Genomic DNA, 16,733 nt, shown 5'->3' with positions numbered 1-16,733 from the left:
TTGGGAGCGCTTCGCACTCCAGCGGGAGCAAGCTCCCTCGCCACATTGGTTACTACTTCATGCCCAACCGCTTGGCCATCCGCCCAAGGTTCGCCCGGTCCAAGCCTAGCTCACGGGCGGCGCTGGCCCAGTTGTTTTGATGGCGCTCAAGACAAGCGGTGATCAACTGGCGTTGATAGTTCTCGGTGGCCTGGCGCAGGTCGCCGAACACTTCAAGGGTGGGCGCCGGTTCAATGCTGGCTGGCGCAGAAGGCGTTTCAAGGGGCGTGTGGGGCAAGTCCAGATCCGCCGCGCTCAAGCTGAGAATCTTCGGCCGTTCCCGCGAGTTGCCCAGCGCTTTCAAGGCACTGCGACCAATCAAGTGCTCCAGTTCGCGGACGTTGCCCGGCCAACTGTAGGCCAGCAATGCCGCTTGGGCGTCGCTGCTCAGGCGCAGGCTGTTGAGGCCCATCCGCGAGCGGTTCTGTTCAAGAAAGTAACCGCTGAGCAACAACACATCCCGACCGCGATCACGCAGCGCCGGCACCAGCAACGGGTAGACGCTGAGGCGATGGTAGAAGTCGGCGCGGTAGCGGCCACTGCGCACCTCGAAGGCGAGGTCACGGTTGGTCGCGGCGATCAGGCGCACGTCGACCTGATGCTCCTTGTCCGAACCCAAGCGCTGTAACTGACCGCTTTGCAGCACACGGAGCAATTTGGCCTGCACCGCCAGCGACAACTCGCCCACTTCATCGAGAAACAGCGTGCCGCCGTTGGCCAGTTCGAATTTGCCACGCCGGTCGTTCAGCGCCCCGGTGAAGGCGCCGCGCACGTGGCCGAACAACTCGCTTTCTACCAGCGTGTCGGGCAGCGCGGCGCAGTTGAGGCTGATGATCGGTTTGTCGGCACGCGGTGAAGCGGCGTGGATCGCCTGGGCCACCAACTCTTTACCGACCCCGGTTTCTCCGGTGATCAGCACCGTCAGGTCGCTACCGCCGACCAGGTTGATTTCTTCCACCAAGCGCTTGTGCGCTTTGCTCTGGCCGATCATTTCGCGACTCTGCTGACCGCTGGCCTGGCGATAGACCTCGGCGCGCTGGTGTTCGTCCTCGGCTCGATTGGCCAGTCGTTCGATACGTTCGGCGGCGTTGACCGTGGCGGCGGCGAGGCTGGCAAAGGCTTGCAAGGCGTCCAGTTCGATCGGCTCGAAGCGCTCCGGGTCCAGCGCATCGAGGGTCAGCAAACCCCACGGACGCTCATCGATAAACAGCGGGCAGCCCATGCAGTCGTGGACTTCCAGGTGATCGCCGTGGCCGTCGACCAAACCGTCATAAGGGTCGGGCAAGGTGCTGTCGCTGGGGAAACGCGTCGGCTCCGAGCGGCTGAGCAACGCTTCAAAGCGCGGGTGTTCGCTGACCTTGAAGCGCCGGCCGAGGGTGTCGGTGCTCAGGCCATCCACTGCCAACGGTACCAGCCATTCACCGTCGAGCCGCAGCAGGGCGGCGGCATCGCAGGGGAGCAGCGCGCGCATGGCTTCGAGCAGGCGCCGGTAGCGCTCGCCTTCGGGCAATTCGCGGGAAAGGTCGGAGACCAGTGGCAGCAACGCGGTGAGCAAGGGTTTTGCAGTCATATTGACTCCATGTAGTCGAGGTGACTATAAATCCGCTTGTGTCGTTATGACTACATGTTTATTAACTTATTGATTTATATGGTTTTAATTGTTGGCACGGAAACTGAAACGTCATGGGTAGAAAACTATAAACCCAGTCGTTCAGGAGTACCCCCTTAATGCTTAGCGCTCAAGACCGTGCCATCGTCAAATCCACCGTACCGTTGCTGGAAAGCGGCGGCGAAGCCCTGATCACGCACTTCTACCGCATGATGCTCTCCGAGTACCCAGAGGTTCGTCCGCTGTTCAATCAGGCGCACCAGGCCAGCGGCGACCAGCCACGGGCTTTGGCTCGCGGGGTGCTGATGTATGCGCGGCACATCGATCAGCTCGACCAGTTGGGCGATCTGGTGGCGAAGATCATCAACAAGCACGTTGCCCTGCAAATCCTGCCGGAGCATTACCCGATTGTCGGCGCCTGCCTGCTGCGGGCGATTTCCGAAGTGCTCGGTGACGAGATCGCCACGCCAGAAGTGATGAGCGCCTGGGGCGCCGCCTACAACCAATTGGCCGATATCCTGATCGGCGCCGAAACCGCGATCTACGACCAGAAGGCCGCAGCGGTCGGCGGCTGGCGCGGGGCGCGGGAATTCAAACTGGCCAAGCGGGTGGAAGAGAGCGCGGAAATCACCTCGTTCTATTTTGAACCGGCGGACAAGGGACCGATCCTCGCGGCAGAACCGGGTCAGTACATCGGCATGAAACTGATCCTCGATGGCGAAGAAATTCGTCGCAACTACTCGCTGTCGTCCTTGGGCGACAACGGTCAGTACCGCATCAGCGTCAAGCGCGAAGAGGGCGGTCGTGCCTCGAATTACCTGCATGACCAGTTTCATGTCGGTGCGAGCATCCAGCTGTTTCCGCCAGCAGGTGAGTTCACCCTGACCGCCAGCGACAAACCGCTGGTGCTGATCAGCGGCGGCGTCGGCATCACGCCAACCCTGCCGATGCTGGAAGCGGCGCTGGCCACCGAGCGTCCGGTGCACTTTATCCACTGTGCGCGTAACGGTGGCGTGCATGCCTTCCGCGACTGGATCGACGGCCTGGCCGAGCGTCACCCGCAACTCAAGCGCTTCTACTGCTACGCCGAAGATGACGGCGTCAGCCCTGCGGCGGATAAGGTCGGGCTGTTGAGTCAGGAGCAGTTGGCCGACTGGTTGCCGCAAGAGCGCGACCTGGACGCTTACTTCCTCGGCCCGAAAGGCTTCATGGCCGCGATCAAGCGCCACCTCAAGGCCTTGGGTGTTCCAGAGAAGCAGAGCCGCTACGAGTTCTTCGGCCCGGCTGCTGCGCTGGAGTAAGCGTAGGGTGGCGACTCAGTCAGACCGGGTCGCCTTCATCGCGGGCAAGAGCTAGGCGCCCCCCCTGCTCCTACAGGTACTCACAATCCTGTAGGAGCAAGGCTTGCCCGCGATGGCGTTATCAGTTTCGCCACCGATCAATCTGTTTAATCCGCTGTTAATAAGCCTGCCGTTAATTCCCTCCTGTTAATCCACCCCGATGGCTAGCGTGTAAACTTGCGATCAATTGATACGTATAAAATCCACTGCGGCCGGTGGGTCTGTTGAATACAACCAGCACTTTTGGCAAAGGAAACGGGAATGAACGAGGAAATGATGCGGATGGGCCGTGAGCGGCGCTTCCTGGTCTTGCTGGGCATCATCTGCCTGGCGCTGATCGGCGGCGCGCTGTACATGCAAGTGGTGCTGGGCGAGGCGCCATGCCCGCTGTGCATCCTGCAACGCTATGCGCTGTTGCTGATTGCGATCAGTGCCTTTATCGGTGCCGCCATGCGCACCCGTCGCAGCATCACCGTGTTTGAAGGGCTGGTGGTGATCTTCGCCCTCGCGGGCGCTGCAGCGGCCGGGCATCACGTCTATACGCAGTTTTACCCGGCGGTCAGCTGCGGCATCGACGTGCTGCAACCGATTGTCGACGGCTTGCCGCTGGCGAAGATCTTCCCGCTGGGTTTCCAGGTCGACGGCTTCTGCGAGACGCCGTACCCGCCGATCCTCGGCCTGTCGCTGGCACAGTGGGCGCTGGTGGCCTTCGTGTTGACCGTGGTGCTGGTGCCACTGCTCATTTCGCGTAACCGCAAACACCTGAACTGAGGCTTCTCGCCGCAGCCACAGGTCTTGAATAAAGCGCCCCGGACCTCGAAAAGAGGCCGGGGCGCTTTGCGTTTCAGCGGGTCTGTCAAAGGATCGTGACGCGCGGCAAAGAAGGGTGCGACACGTGTGCGACATGTTGTCACAGCAAAGGTGTCGCAACTCATTTCAAAGACGATTGTCGTCGCTGAAACTGACAGGGAATTTATCTTGCTGACGGGCCTCTCCGGAAGCCGGAAAATGCGGTGCAGCAGGCAGTTTTAACAGGCTCGGACGAATGGCTAAAGGCCTTGTGACAAGGGGGCTTGCGCGAGGTCAGCGATGCTTCGAGAGGGGTTGAAGCTGTCTGAACTGCGGACAGTAGCGCTGGTTTTTTCGGGGTTGTTATTGAGAATCTGTCTCGATATCGTGGATAATCTTTGCAGATTTCGTTAATGATTGTTGCGGTATCCGATAAAAATTATTTCGAGTTGAGACATGGTTTATACAACGTTACATATCTACAATCGCCCGCACTGAAATTCCGGGGCGGCACTCTCCTTGGCACAAGGGGTGGTCGTGGGGCTGTAACGGGCTTCATTCGACGCCAGGTGTCGGCGCCTTCCAACTATCCGCACCAAATGGAATTGGTCTGTAACAAGGCCTTTGACCACGAATTCGAATAAGAACTCACCGCTAGCCCAGGATGTGTCGACCAGCGTTTAGCGCGACGGGCAAGCCCTTATTCAATCCAAGAAAAATGCCAACCCTTGGCAGGGTGAAGTGTTGGCGATCAAAACCCAACTGCATTGCGCAAGCTGCTTTAGAGGTCGTGAGATGAGTAAAAACAGGTACCCCAGACTACTAGGCTTATTGCCGCTGCTCGGCACGCTGTTGCTGGGAGGCTGCAACATGACCCTGCTCGATCCCAAGGGCCAGGTCGGCCTGGACGAGCGCAACCTGATCATCACCGCAACGCTGCTGATGCTGTTGGTCGTGGTCCCGGTCATCGTCATGACCTTCCTGTTCGCCTGGAAATACCGCGCTTCCAACAAGGACGCCGTCTACACCCCGAAATGGTCGCACTCCACCAAGATTGAAATCGCGGTGTGGGCTGTTCCAGTGCTGATCATCATTGCCCTGGGTTACGTCACCTACAAGTCGACCCACGCCCTGGACCCTTACCGTCCGCTGGAATCCGACGTCAAGCCGATCACCATTCAAGTGGTCGCGATGGACTGGAAGTGGCTGTTCATCTACCCGGAACAAGGCATCGCCACCGTCAACAAGATGGTGTTCCCGGCCAACACGCCAGTTAACTTCAAGATCACCTCCGACACCGTGATGAACTCGTTCTTCATTCCGGGCCTGGGCGGTCAGATCTACGCGATGGCGGGCATGGAAACCAAGTTGCACCTGATCGCCAATCAGAATGCCGAGTTTGACGGTATCTCCGCCAACTACAGCGGTGCTGGCTTCACTGGCATGAAATTCAAAGCAATCGCCACCTCTCAGGCAGATTTCGATGCCTGGGTCAGTGATGTCAAGAAAGCACCTAAACAGCTTGAAAAAGCTGAATACGAAGCCCTTTCCAAACCAAGCCAGAACAACCCGGTTGAACTCTACTCCTCGTACGCGCCGAACCTGTTCCAGACCATCATCGACAAGTATGAAGGTATGAAACCGGGCAAGCCGATGCACCACGAGAAGAAAGAACACGAAGTGGCCGGCGCCGGTATGGAAGGGATGGACATGAGTTCGCATTCAGCTGCCGGGGCAGAGGAGTAAACGATGTTTGGTAAATTAAGTTGGGAAGCGATCCCGTTCCACGAGCCGATCGTGATGGTGACCATCGCCATGATCGCGCTTGGTGGTCTGGCGGTATTTGCTGCAATCACCTACTTCAAGAAGTGGACCTATTTGTGGACCGAGTGGCTGACGTCGGTCGACCACAAGAAAATCGGCGTGATGTACATCATCGTTGCCATGATCATGCTGCTGCGTGGTTTTGCCGACGCCGTGATGATGCGCTCCCAGCTGGCCCTGGCCACTGAGGGTTCGCCTGGCTACCTGCCACCTGAACACTATGACCAGATCTTCACCGCTCACGGTGTGATCATGATCATCTTCATGGCGATGCCATTCTTCACCGGCCTGATGAACCTTGCAGTGCCGCTGCAGATCGGCGCGCGTGACGTTGCCTACCCGTTCCTGAACTCCCTGAGCTTCTGGCTGCTGGTTTCCGGCGTGGTACTGGTGAACGTGTCCCTGGGTGTCGGCGAATTCGCCCGTACCGGTTGGGTTGCGTATCCACCGCTGTCGGAACTGGGCTACAGCCCGGGCGTGGGTGTGGACTACTACATATGGGCATTACAACTGTCTGGACTGGGTACGACATTGACGGGGGTCAATTTCCTGGCCACCGTGCTGAAAATGCGCACCCCGGGCATGAAAATGATGGACATGCCGATCTTCACCTGGACCTGCACCTGGGCCAACGTACTGATCGTCGCTTCCTTCCCGATCCTGACCGCTACCCTGGCACTGCTGACGCTTGACCGTTACATGGATTTCCACATTTTCACCAATGAACTTGGTGGCAATCCAATGATGTACGTCAACCTGTTCTGGGCCTGGGGTCACCCCGAGGTTTACATCCTGATTCTGCCGGCGTTCGGGATCTTCTCCGAAGTCATCTCGACCTTCTCCGGCAAGAAACTGTTCGGCCACCACTCGATGATCTACGCCAGCGGCGCGATCTCGATCCTGGGCTTCATGGTTTGGCTGCACCACTTCTTCACCATGGGTTCGGGTGCCAACGTCAACGCCTTCTTCGGTCTGGCGACGATGCTGATTTCGATCCCGACCGGGGTGAAGCTGTTCAACTGGCTGTTCACCATTTACCAGGGCCGTCTGCGTTTCACCAGCCAGGTTCTGTGGACCCTGGGCTTCATGGTGACCTTCGCCATCGGCGGCATGACCGGCGTACTGCTGGCCATCCCGGGTGCTGACTTCGTACTGCACAACAGCCTGTTCGTGATCGCGCACTTCCATAACGTGATCATCGGCGGCGCCGTGTTCGGCTACATCGCCGGCTTCGGCTTCTACTTCCCTAAAGCGTTCGGCTTCAAGCTGCACGAAGGTTGGGGCAAGGCAGCGTTCTGGTTCTGGATCTCGGGCTTCTTCGTCGCGTTCATGCCGCTCTATGTACTGGGCTTCATGGGCATGACCCGTCGTCTGAACAGCACCACCAACCCTGAGTGGACGCCATACCTGCACGTTGCAATGGTTGGTGCGGTACTGATCGCCTTCGGTATTGCCTGCCAGTTGATCCAGTTGTACGTGAGTATCCGTGATCGCAAGCTGCCACAGAACATGTGCGAAGCCGGCGACCCGTGGAATGCCCACACGCTGGAATGGTCGACCTCGTCGCCACCACCGTTCTACAACTTCGCTGTACTGCCGAAAGCCGACGGTATCGACCCGTTCACCGAAGCCAAGGAAAACGGTACTGCGTACCAGGCTCCAGCCAAGTACGAGCCGATCCACATGCCAAACAACACCGCGACCGGCCTGGTCATGGGTGCTCTGTTGACCGTGTTCGGTTTCGCGATGATCTGGCACATCTGGTGGATGGCCATCGCAGGCCTGGCTGGCACCGTGATCTATTTCGTGATCCACGCTGCCCGTGATGATCAAGGCTACATGGTGCCGGTCGATGTGATCGAGCGCATTGAAGCCGAGCAGCACAAGCGTCTGGTTGCGGCCAAAGCGATTCCGGCCACCGCCACCCGTGTTGAAACCTCGTTGGAACAGGCTTAAACCATGTCGAACTTAGTGACCAATGTTGGACACGCCCATGGTCATGACCATGGGCACGATGACCATCACCACGACTCGGGCGAGATGACCGTATTCGGTTTCTGGCTCTACCTGATGACCGACTGCATTCTGTTTGCGTCGATCTTCGCGGTGTACGCGGTACTGGTAAACAACGTAGCCGGTGGCCCGTCGGGCCACGACATCTTCGAACTGCCCTACGTGCTGGGCGAAACCGCCTGCCTGTTGCTCAGCTCGATCACCTACGGCTTCGCCATGCTGGCGTTGTTCAAAGGCAAGAAGACTCAGGTGCTGGGCTGGTTGGCCATCACCTTCCTGTTCGGTCTGGGCTTCATCGGCATGGAGATCAACGAGTTCCATACGCTGATCTCCGAAGGCTTCGGTCCGAACCGTAGCGGCTTCCTGTCCGGCTTCTTCACCCTGGTCGGCACCCACGGTCTGCACGTGACCAGCGGTCTGATCTGGATGGCGATCATGATGTATCAGGTCCAGAAAAATGGCCTGACGGCGACCAACAAGACCCGTCTGAGCTGCCTGAGCCTGTTCTGGCACTTCCTGGACGTAGTGTGGATCTGCGTATTCACCGTTGTTTACCTGATGGGGACTCTGTAAATGGCTAACGCAGCTCACTCACACGATAGTCACGACGACAGCCACGGCAGCGTCAAGTCCTACGCTATCGGCTTCATCCTGTCGGTGATCCTGACCATCATTCCTTTCGGCCTGGTGATGTACCCATCCCTGCCGAAAGCCATGACCCTGGCGATCGTACTGGCCTTCGCAGTGATCCAGGTGCTGGTGCACCTGGTCTACTTCCTCCACCTGGACCGCTCTGCCGCCCAGCGTAACAACGTGATTGCGTTTGTTTTCGCGGCGCTGGTTATCGTCCTGTTGGTCGGTCTGTCGCTGTGGATCATGTACAGCATCCATTCCGTCATGATGGCGCACTGAGGAAAGTCCGGATGTCCTTAAAGCACTTTATCCAAATCACCAAACCGGGGATCATTTTCGGTAACGTGCTTTCTGTGGCAGGCGGGTTTTTCCTGGCCTCGAAAGGGCATGTCGATCTGGCCATTTTCCTGGCTGCGATGATCGGCACGTCCCTGGTGGTTGCGTCGGGTTGCGTGTTCAACAACTGCATCGACCGTGACATCGACCTGAAGATGGAACGCACCAAGAACCGTGTGCTGGTGCAGGGCCTGATCTCCCTGAAACTGGCACTGGTTTACGCGACCGTCCTGGGTGTTGCCGGCGTGGCCTTGCTGTATCGCGTGGCCAACCCGCTGGCGGCGTTGTTCGCAGTGATCGGCTTTGTCATCTACGTCGGTTTCTACAGCCTGTACCTCAAGCGCAAGTCGGTTCACGGCACGCTGGTGGGCAGTCTGTCGGGGGCGATGCCGCCGGTGATCGGCTATGTCGCAGTCAGCAATAACTTCGACATGGCGGCGCTGACGTTGCTGGTGATGTTCAGTTTGTGGCAGATGCCGCATTCCTATGCGATCGCGATCTTTCGCTTCAATGATTACCTGGCGGCATCGATTCCGGTGTTGCCGGTGAAGCGTGGGATTCAGGTGGCGAAGAAGCACATCCTGCTGTACATCCTGGCGTTCCTGGTGGCGACCTTGATGCTGACGTTCAGTGGTTACGCTGGCATGAGTTATCTTGCGGTTGCGGCGGCCATGGGCATGTACTGGTTGTACATGGCCTGGACGGGCTACAAGGCGGTGGATGACACGGTTTGGGCACGTAAGCTGTTTGTGTTTTCGATTTTCACCATCACGGCGTTGAGCGTGATGATGTCGTTGGACTTCAAGGTGCCGACCGAGTTGTTGCTGACTTACGCGCCTTAAGGTTTTGCGGTTGTACATAAAGCCCCGCCTTCGAGAGAAGCGCGGGGCTTTTTATTCCGCGGGCTGCGATCTGTTGATCTTGGCGGCCTGACAGCCGGCCTGTCTCTTGCAGATGTACATCGATCCATTGTGGGAGCCGGGCTTGCCCGCGATGGCGGCCGGACAGCCGACCTATCTCTAAGCAGGTGTACATATCCATTTCTGCGGTAACGGCCGCTTGGGGTTTCGCCCTTACGGCGAGTCCCTTTTTCAAACGCCAAAAAGGAACCAAAAGGCTTCGCCCCAAGCGTACGGCACCTCGCCTAGGCTCGGCGTTCCCTCGCTCCGGTGTCCATCAGGGGGCATCGCCTACGGTCTGCTTCGCGACGACCTCCTCTCGATGTGTCCGGCTGCGCCGTACGGCGCTGCGCGCCCACCCCCTGATGAACACCTGCGCTCGGCCTCCCGATAGGGGCGGGTGGATCAAGATCAACAGCAAAGCACGGCGGCCTGACAGCCGGCCTGAGTGGTTGGGGCGCGTCACTTCATTGTGGGTGAGTGATATTCGGAGCTGCCGAAGGCTGCGATCTTTTGATCTTGGCGACCTGGCCACCAATTGCCGAGCTATAAGCAACATGTCTATAGTTTTGCGATGGTCGCCGACCAAGTTAATGCGCTCAAAAAAGCCATTGAGGCAGAGTTGAAAGCACGAGGTAGCTTCATGAAAAAGCGCGACCTGTTCGTAGAGTTAATGCGAGGCGTTGGCGAGATGGTGGCTCAGCGCGAAGGTGAGATCGCACTGCGCAGTCATTCCGTGCAGGACAAACCGGCTCCCGAGCTGGGGGCGAAAGAAAACGTCGAAGCCCAATGCGCAGGCCGCCTTGTTGATCAGGCTGGTGGAGAAATTCCCCGACATGGTTGAGCGGCTAGGAGCCGTTTGAGCAAATAGTCGAACACCTGAAAAGCCCCGCCTTCATAGAGAAGCTCGGGGCTTTTTCCATTCAATCGCGGTTATTACCCGGTGCCCCCAGCACCTTCACCACGTCATCGATCACCGCCTTACTCATTTCCTGCAAATAATGCGACGCCCAGGCATAGCGGTCCTTGCCGCGTTCCATCGCCGCGTCTTCGGCCAGCAGTTTGGAGAGGTGGAGCAAGTCGGACACGTGGGACAAGGCTTCGTGGATCGAGACTCCGCTGTTGACGCGGAAGAGGGGGTGGTCGGAATGGATGGAGAAGGGTGTGAGGCCAGCGGTTGTCAGGTCTTTGAGGTTAGTCATTGCAAAACTCCCGTGTCAAAGTTGGAGCTACCACGTTCGTTCTCAGGCGAATGGGTGGCAGCTATGCGCAGGCTGAGAAACCGGGGATACGGGAACCCGGCAGACCCGAAGGTCTCCCGCGCACAGCCGCCATTGCACAGATTACGGGCATAAAACGCCAGTAATTGTGAGGTGGGACGTTGGTGCGCCAGTATCTTACCCAGGTTCTCAGGCCCGGTCGCTGAATGGGCAGCGACGGTTTGAAACTAGCGCGGAGGCGTTGACGGGCACAATCGTAGCGATGTGCTGGCTCTGTATGGTTTTTTAGCGCCTGGGAGGCTGCTAATCGCTGCAGGGCAGGTTCCTGCTGACCCGACCCCCAAAAATCCATCCGATGCCCAAAAGCCAAATTCAGAACGGTCCTACATTTACCGAAAGCACCCCAACGTGCCTCATATCATCCCGCTACCATCTCACTCCATGCCGCTGGCCTTTTTTCTGCATGCAGAACTACCGTCACGTCAAACCGGCATCATCGGTCGAACCGACCTAAGGAAGAACAACCGTGAATATCAATTGGGCTGAAAAGCTTCGCCAGAGCGTCCATGAGTTGGCCGGATCGCTGGGTAACCTGTTCGTTGAGACGTTCCATTACCTGGCGCTGTTCGCCATCGGTGCAGTCACTGCCTGGGCGGCGGTGGCGGAGTTTTTGCTGATGATCAAGGAGGGTGACATCAAGATCGATGACATCCTGCTGCTGTTCATCTACCTCGAGTTGGGGGCGATGGTCGGGATTTACTTCAAGACCAACCACATGCCGGTGCGCTTTCTGATCTACGTGGCGATCACCGCGTTGACGCGCCTGCTGATCTCCAACGTGTCGCACCACAACCCGCCGGACATCGGGATCATCTACCTGTGCGGCGGCATTCTGCTGCTGGCGTTTTCGATTCTGGTGGTGCGCTATGCCTCGTCGCAATTTCCGTCGGTGAAGATCGCACACCCGCAGCGCAAGACCGGGGCGGGCTCCGGTGAGCATCCGGAAGTCGAGAAGGGCGAGCTTTAAAACCTTGCCGGCCGAGGGGGTGGAGTCTTGGGTGAGGGCGGCGGTAATTTGAAGTTGTCGCCGTTGGTCATCGCTTCAAGGATCGCCACGGCGCTGTGGCCCTGTTCGATGGCGATGCCGAACTGAATGCTTTGCACCAGCCGTTTCAGGCGTTGCGGGTCATTGCGTTGTGCGGCGCTGATCATCCGCTTGGCGACGATTCGGCCGGTTTTGGAGAGGGTCAGCATGATGCTGCCGTCGAGTCCCTGAATGCTCAGGTTGACCTGATAATCCGGCGCAAAAGCGTCGGTGATCAGTTGGAAAGGGTTATCCATAATGCGTCACCGCTTGATGGGATCGTGCAGTCATTGACCGGACGGGATCAGGATTGGTTCGCTTTTCCAGACCACCGGCAGGCTGTTCGCTGAGGTTTCAACAACATCCGTGTGCCTCCATTCTGACGAAGCAAGGGCCATGCCGGTCCTGCTCCGGGTCAATAAACCGGCAATAAAAAGGCGAGCCCAACGGCTCGCCTTGTTCATTCCGGGTCCGTTTCAGGGCATGACGGAGTAGATGATCGCTGACAGTGCGATCAGGCCGATCAGCACCACGAACACGTTCGAGGCTTGCCCCGAATACTGGCGCAGCGACGGCACGCGGCGGATCGCGTACATCGGCATCAGGAACAACAGGCAGGCGATCACCGGTCCACCGAGGGTTTCGATCATGCCCAGGATGCTCGGGTTGAAGGTTGCCACCGCCCAGCAGCTGAGAATCATGAACAGCGCGGTCACGCGGTTCAGCCAGCTGGCTGGCATCACCCGGCCACGGCCGCGCAGGCTTTTCACGATCAGGCCCTGGAAGCCTTCGCTCGCACCGATGTAGTGGCCGAGGAAGGATTTGGTGATTGCCACCAGCGCGATCAACGGCGCGGCATAGGCGATGACCGGGGTCTGGAAGTGGTTGGCCAGGTACGACAGGATCGAGATGTTCTGCGCCTTTGCGGCTGCCAGGTCGGCTGGCGACAGGGCCAGCACGCAGCTGAAGCAGAAGAACATCACGGTCAGCACCATCATGCTGTGGGCGACGGCGAGGATGCCGCGGCTTTTCGGCTCGGCCTGGGTGCCGTAACGCTGTTTCTGGTCGACGGCGAAGGCGGAGATGATCGGCGAATGGTTGAACGAGAACACCATCACCGGAATCGCCAGCCACAGGGTTTTGAAGAACAGCGGCAACGGCATGCCTTCACTGGCCGAGGCGAAGAACGCGCCGTTCCAGTTCGGGATCAGGCTCACACCGAGCAACAGCAACGCGGCGACAAACGGGTAAACCAGCACGCTCATGCATTTGACGATCACGCCCTGACCGCAACGGACGATCGCCATCAGCCCCAGAATCAGCGCCAGCGACAACACCGAGCGCGGTGGCGGTGCGATGTGTAATTGATGCTCCATGAAACTGCCGAGGGTGTTGGTCAGCGCCACGCTGTACACCAGCAAAATCGGGAAGATCGCAAAGAAATACAGCAGGGTGATCAGCTTGCCGGCACCGATGCCGAAGTGCTCTTCCACTACTTCGGTGATGTCCCCGGAACGCCCGGACAGCACGAAGCGGGTCAGGCCGCGGTGGGCGAAGAAGGTCATCGGGAAGGCCAGCAGCGCCAGCACCAGCAACGGCCAGAAACCGCCGACACCGGCGTTGATCGGCAGGAACAGCGTGCCTGCACCAATCGCCGTGCCGTAAAGTCCGAGCATCCAGGTGGTGTCGTGTTTGCTCCAGCCTTTGCTGGTTGTTGCGGTACTACGGGGCAGTTCTACAGCAGGATTATCGGCAGCAGGTGTACGTACATCGGTCATCAGTATCGCCTCGTTATTATTCTTGCTCGGGCTCACGTAATGCAGGCGGTCAGGGAATGCTCGTCAGCACTCCACCCAGCTCACAGCCAGGCCGCCCCGTGAAGTTTCTTTGTATTTGTCATGCATATCGGCGCCGGTATCGCGCATGGTGCGGATCACCCGGTCCAGGGAAATAAAGTGTTTGCCGTCGCCGCGCAGGGCCATTTGGGTGGCGTTGATTGCCTTCACCGCGGCAATTGCGTTGCGCTCGATGCACGGCACCTGAACCAGCCCGCCGACCGGGTCGCAGGTCAGGCCGAGGTTGTGTTCCAGGCCGATTTCGGCGGCGTTTTCCAGTTGTTCGGGTGTCGCGCCCAATACCTCGGCGAGGCCGGCAGCGGCCATGGCGCAGGCGGAACCGACTTCACCCTGGCAGCCGACTTCGGCACCGGAGATCGAGGCGTTCTTTTTGCAGAGGATGCCCACCGACGCGGCGGCGAGGAAAAACGCCACGACATCGTCGTCCGAGGCGTCGGGGTTGAACTTCATGTAGTAATGCAGGACCGCCGGGATGATCCCCGCCGCGCCGTTGGTCGGTGCGGTGACCATGCGGCCGCCGGCGGCGTTTTCTTCGTTCACGGCGAGGGCGAACAGGTTGACCCATTCCATCGCCGAGAGGGTCGAACTGATGACGTTCGGTTTGCCGATTTCCAACAGACTGCGGTGCAATTTTGCAGCGCGGCGCGGCACATCCAGACCGCCCGGCAGGATGCCTTCGTGGCGCAGGCCTTGCTCGACGCATTCACGCATCACCGACCAGATGTGCAGCAGGCCGCTGCGAATTTCCGCATCGCTGCGCCAGGCCCGTTCGTTGGCCATCATCAGCTCGGAAACCCGCAAGCCGTGCTGGTTGCACAGCGACAGTAATTCCACGGCACTGGAAAATTCGTACGGCAACACCACGTCGCTCGAGGCCGGCACGCCCGACTCGGCTTCGGCTGCTTCAACGATGAAACCGCCGCCGACCGAATAGTAGGTTTGTTCCCACAACTGGCTGTTTTCGCCAAAGGCTGTCAGCGACATGGCGTTAGGGTGGTAGGGCAGGCTTTCGTCGAGCAACAGCAAATCGCGTTGCCAATCGAAGGCAATGCTCCGGCGACCGGCCAGCAGCAGTTCGCCGCTTTCACGCAACTGTTGGATACGCGGACCGATGCAGCTCGGGTCGATGCTGTCGGGCCATTCGCCCATCAGCCCCATGACGCAGGCGCGATCGGTGGCGTGGCCGACGCCGGTGGCGGACAGCGAGCCGTAGAGACGGACTTCCACCCGTCGGGTTTGCTCCAGCAAACCCTGGTCAAACAGCGCCTGGGCGAAGGTCGCCGCAGCGCGCATCGGGCCGACGGTGTGGGAACTGGACGGACCGATGCCGACTTTGAAGAGATCGAAAACACTGATAGCCATGCTAAAGCCTTACAAGCAATGGAGTAGGAATCGCCGCCATTTTTTGTAGGACAAGCGCAATGTAGGCGATACTGCCTACCTCGGTCAGCGCTGACCAACGAAACTTCCTAAGACAGGCTTTAGTAGGACTAAACGATGAGTCGTCAATTTCATGCCCAGACCTACGTCTGGCTGCATGTGTTTTCCTGTGCGGCACGCCACTTGTCGTTCACCCGCTGCGCCGAAGAACTGCACATCACCCCCGGCGCCGTCAGCCAGCAGATCCGCCAGTTGGAAGAGCGCCTGGGGTTTCGCCTGTTCCACCGCCGCGCCCGGGGCGTCGAATTGAGTGCCGAAGGCCAGCGTCTGGCGATCACAGTTAACGAAGCCTACGGCAGCATCGACGCGGAACTACGCCGGCTGGATGCAGGAATGATCAGCGGCATCCTGCGTTTGCGTTCGATTCCTTCGTTTCTCGGTAAATGGCTGACGCCGCGTCTGCCGCGTTTGCAGCAGCGGTTTCCGGATATCCAGTTGCGGCTGGTGGCCGAGGACAGCAGCGTGGCGCTGCACGAAGGTGACTTCGACCTGGCCATCGACTTGAACGATGGCAGTTACCCGGGATTGTTATCCACAGCCTTGCTCGATGAGCAGATTTTCCCGGTCTGCGCGCCGAGCCTGCTGCGCGGTCGACCGCCGCTGCACGGGCCGGCGGATCTGGTGCATTTTCCGTTGTTGCACGACATCACCGCCTGGCGCGGCAGTTATGAATACGCGGAGTGGGAGTTTTACCTGAACGCTATCGGCTTCGACGGTGCCGACGTACGGCGCGGGCATACCTTCAACCGCAACCACTTGACCATCGAGGCGGCGATTGCCGGGATGGGCGTGGCCATCGCCCGCCGGACCTTGCTCAACGATGAGCTGGAGCGGGGCACGCTGATCGTGCCGTTCGGCGTCGCGGTGCCCAACTACAAACGCTATGTGTTGCTGTATTCACCGGGGGCGCTGAGCCATCCGGGCGTGCGCGCGGTGCATGACTGGCTGGTGGAGGAGGCGGAGATTTTTCGCGGGTTGCACCCCCTGGGTGAGGGGCAATTGTGAGGGTTTTTTGCGGCGTTGCAGGTCGAGTCGACTCCCGACAGTAACAGCGCTTTTGCCCGTTGTCCGGCTTTTTTTGCGTATGAATATTTATCTTTTTTTAGGGGTTGAATTGTTTCTCCGTCTGCCCAACTCTGTAACCAAGAGGTCACGGTCAACCAGATTTCAAACACCGCACCGGATCTCTCGCGAGCTAGCTGAAATAAGGGATGAACTATGCAAATCCAAGTCAATAGCGATAACCATATTCAAAGCAGCATCCGACTGGAGGAGTGGGTACGTACTACCATTGAGAGCACGCTCGAACGATACGAAGAAGACCTGACACGGGTCGAAGTCCACCTGCGGGACGAGAACGGCGATAAACCCGGTCCACACGACATGCGCTGCCAACTTGAAGCGCGGCCAAAAGGCCATCAACCGGTTTCCGTTACTCATAAAGCCGACACACTGGAACTGGCCATCGAAGGGGCGGCCACCAAACTTGAACATGCGCTGGAACACCTGTTCGGCAAATTGCGCGGTAAACGCGCCACCGTCACGCCGATCAACTCGGGTGCCCATGCCGACGCGCTGCTGGAAGAAGAATTTCTCGAGAACGAACAGGCCGCTTTCAATAGCTGATGCCTGAAACACCCTTACCACCCCA

At 58.8% G+C, this 16,733-nt stretch carries 15 protein-coding genes and 1 pseudogene; 11 read left to right on the top strand and 5 right to left on the bottom strand.

The window, feature by feature from the left end; translation table 11 throughout:
- Nucleotides 1-52: 52 nt before the first annotated feature.
- Entirely contained in the window at nt 53-1,609 is a 1,557-nt protein-coding gene (norR, locus tag AC1RJ3_RS12150; RefSeq protein ID WP_493079137.1) for a nitric oxide reductase transcriptional regulator NorR, read from the bottom strand.
- A 158-nt stretch (nt 1,610-1,767) separates the two neighbouring features.
- Between norR and hmpA the strand changes: the two genes are divergently transcribed.
- The 8 genes and pseudogenes from hmpA to AC1RJ3_RS12110 all read left to right on the top strand — a co-directional run bounded on the left by hmpA (nt 1,768) and on the right by AC1RJ3_RS12110 (nt 10,345).
- On the top strand, nt 1,768-2,949 hold the full coding sequence (gene hmpA, locus AC1RJ3_RS12145) for an NO-inducible flavohemoprotein (protein ID WP_347928968.1): 1,182 nt from the start codon (nt 1,768-1,770) through the stop codon (nt 2,947-2,949).
- Nucleotides 2,950-3,249: 300 nt separating this feature from the next.
- A complete protein-coding gene (locus AC1RJ3_RS12140) occupies nt 3,250-3,759 on the top strand; it encodes a disulfide bond formation protein B (protein ID WP_256585262.1) in 510 nt (169 codons plus the stop codon).
- Between the two features lie 813 nt (nt 3,760-4,572).
- The gene (gene cyoA / locus AC1RJ3_RS12135; protein WP_054595733.1) at nt 4,573-5,523 is read left to right on the top strand and encodes a ubiquinol oxidase subunit II; all 951 of its coding nucleotides are present in this window, start codon (nt 4,573-4,575) and stop codon (nt 5,521-5,523) included.
- 3 nt (nt 5,524-5,526) lie between these two features.
- The gene (gene cyoB, locus AC1RJ3_RS12130) at nt 5,527-7,557 is read left to right on the top strand and encodes a cytochrome o ubiquinol oxidase subunit I (RefSeq protein WP_347928969.1); all 2,031 of its coding nucleotides are present in this window, start codon (nt 5,527-5,529) and stop codon (nt 7,555-7,557) included.
- A 3-nt stretch (nt 7,558-7,560) separates the two neighbouring features.
- On the top strand, nt 7,561-8,187 hold the full coding sequence (locus AC1RJ3_RS12125; RefSeq protein WP_054595735.1) for a cytochrome o ubiquinol oxidase subunit III: 627 nt from the start codon (nt 7,561-7,563) through the stop codon (nt 8,185-8,187).
- On the top strand, nt 8,188-8,526 hold the full coding sequence (gene cyoD, locus AC1RJ3_RS12120; protein WP_054595736.1) for a cytochrome o ubiquinol oxidase subunit IV: 339 nt from the start codon (nt 8,188-8,190) through the stop codon (nt 8,524-8,526).
- 11 nt (nt 8,527-8,537) lie between these two features.
- The gene (gene cyoE / locus AC1RJ3_RS12115) at nt 8,538-9,425 is read left to right on the top strand and encodes a heme o synthase (RefSeq protein WP_054595737.1); all 888 of its coding nucleotides are present in this window, start codon (nt 8,538-8,540) and stop codon (nt 9,423-9,425) included.
- Nucleotides 9,426-10,125: 700 nt separating this feature from the next.
- Nucleotides 10,126-10,345 (top strand): annotated as a pseudogene (locus AC1RJ3_RS12110) (transcriptional regulator).
- A 60-nt stretch (nt 10,346-10,405) separates the two neighbouring features.
- Here AC1RJ3_RS12110 and AC1RJ3_RS12105 read toward each other — a convergent pair.
- Nucleotides 10,406-10,684 (bottom strand): DUF3077 domain-containing protein, encoded by a 279-nt coding sequence (locus tag AC1RJ3_RS12105; RefSeq protein ID WP_054595738.1) that lies wholly within the window; start codon nt 10,682-10,684, stop codon nt 10,406-10,408.
- 544 nt (nt 10,685-11,228) lie between these two features.
- Between AC1RJ3_RS12105 and AC1RJ3_RS12100 the strand changes: the two genes are divergently transcribed.
- The gene (locus tag AC1RJ3_RS12100) at nt 11,229-11,729 is read left to right on the top strand and encodes a phosphate-starvation-inducible protein PsiE (protein WP_054595739.1); all 501 of its coding nucleotides are present in this window, start codon (nt 11,229-11,231) and stop codon (nt 11,727-11,729) included.
- Here the strand turns inward: AC1RJ3_RS12100 and AC1RJ3_RS12095 are convergent.
- The 3 genes from AC1RJ3_RS12095 to AC1RJ3_RS12085 all read right to left on the bottom strand — a co-directional run bounded on the left by AC1RJ3_RS12095 (nt 11,726) and on the right by AC1RJ3_RS12085 (nt 15,004).
- A complete protein-coding gene (locus tag AC1RJ3_RS12095) occupies nt 11,726-12,043 on the bottom strand; it encodes a DUF3509 domain-containing protein (protein ID WP_103318168.1) in 318 nt (105 codons plus the stop codon). The two genes, AC1RJ3_RS12100 and AC1RJ3_RS12095, sit on opposite strands and share 4 nt — an antisense overlap.
- A 219-nt stretch (nt 12,044-12,262) precedes the next feature.
- Entirely contained in the window at nt 12,263-13,564 is a 1,302-nt protein-coding gene (locus tag AC1RJ3_RS12090) for a serine/threonine transporter (protein ID WP_493079132.1), read from the bottom strand.
- 63 nt (nt 13,565-13,627) lie between these two features.
- Nucleotides 13,628-15,004 carry an L-serine ammonia-lyase gene (locus AC1RJ3_RS12085; RefSeq protein WP_493079130.1) on the bottom strand — a complete coding sequence of 459 codons (1,377 nt, stop codon included), beginning with the start codon at nt 15,002-15,004 and terminating at the stop codon, nt 13,628-13,630.
- A 135-nt stretch (nt 15,005-15,139) separates the two neighbouring features.
- Between AC1RJ3_RS12085 and AC1RJ3_RS12080 the strand changes: the two genes are divergently transcribed.
- Nucleotides 15,140-16,087: a LysR substrate-binding domain-containing protein gene (locus AC1RJ3_RS12080; protein ID WP_019693524.1), complete on the top strand. Its 948-nt coding sequence runs from the start codon at nt 15,140-15,142 to the stop codon at nt 16,085-16,087.
- Nucleotides 16,088-16,300: 213 nt separating this feature from the next.
- On the top strand, nt 16,301-16,708 hold the full coding sequence (locus AC1RJ3_RS12075) for an HPF/RaiA family ribosome-associated protein (protein ID WP_054595743.1): 408 nt from the start codon (nt 16,301-16,303) through the stop codon (nt 16,706-16,708).
- Nucleotides 16,709-16,733 lie beyond the last annotated feature (25 nt).

Source organism: Pseudomonas sp. GW822-FHT04C11 (assembly GCF_058800905.1).
This window is presented reverse-complemented; position numbering and strand designations above follow the sequence as displayed.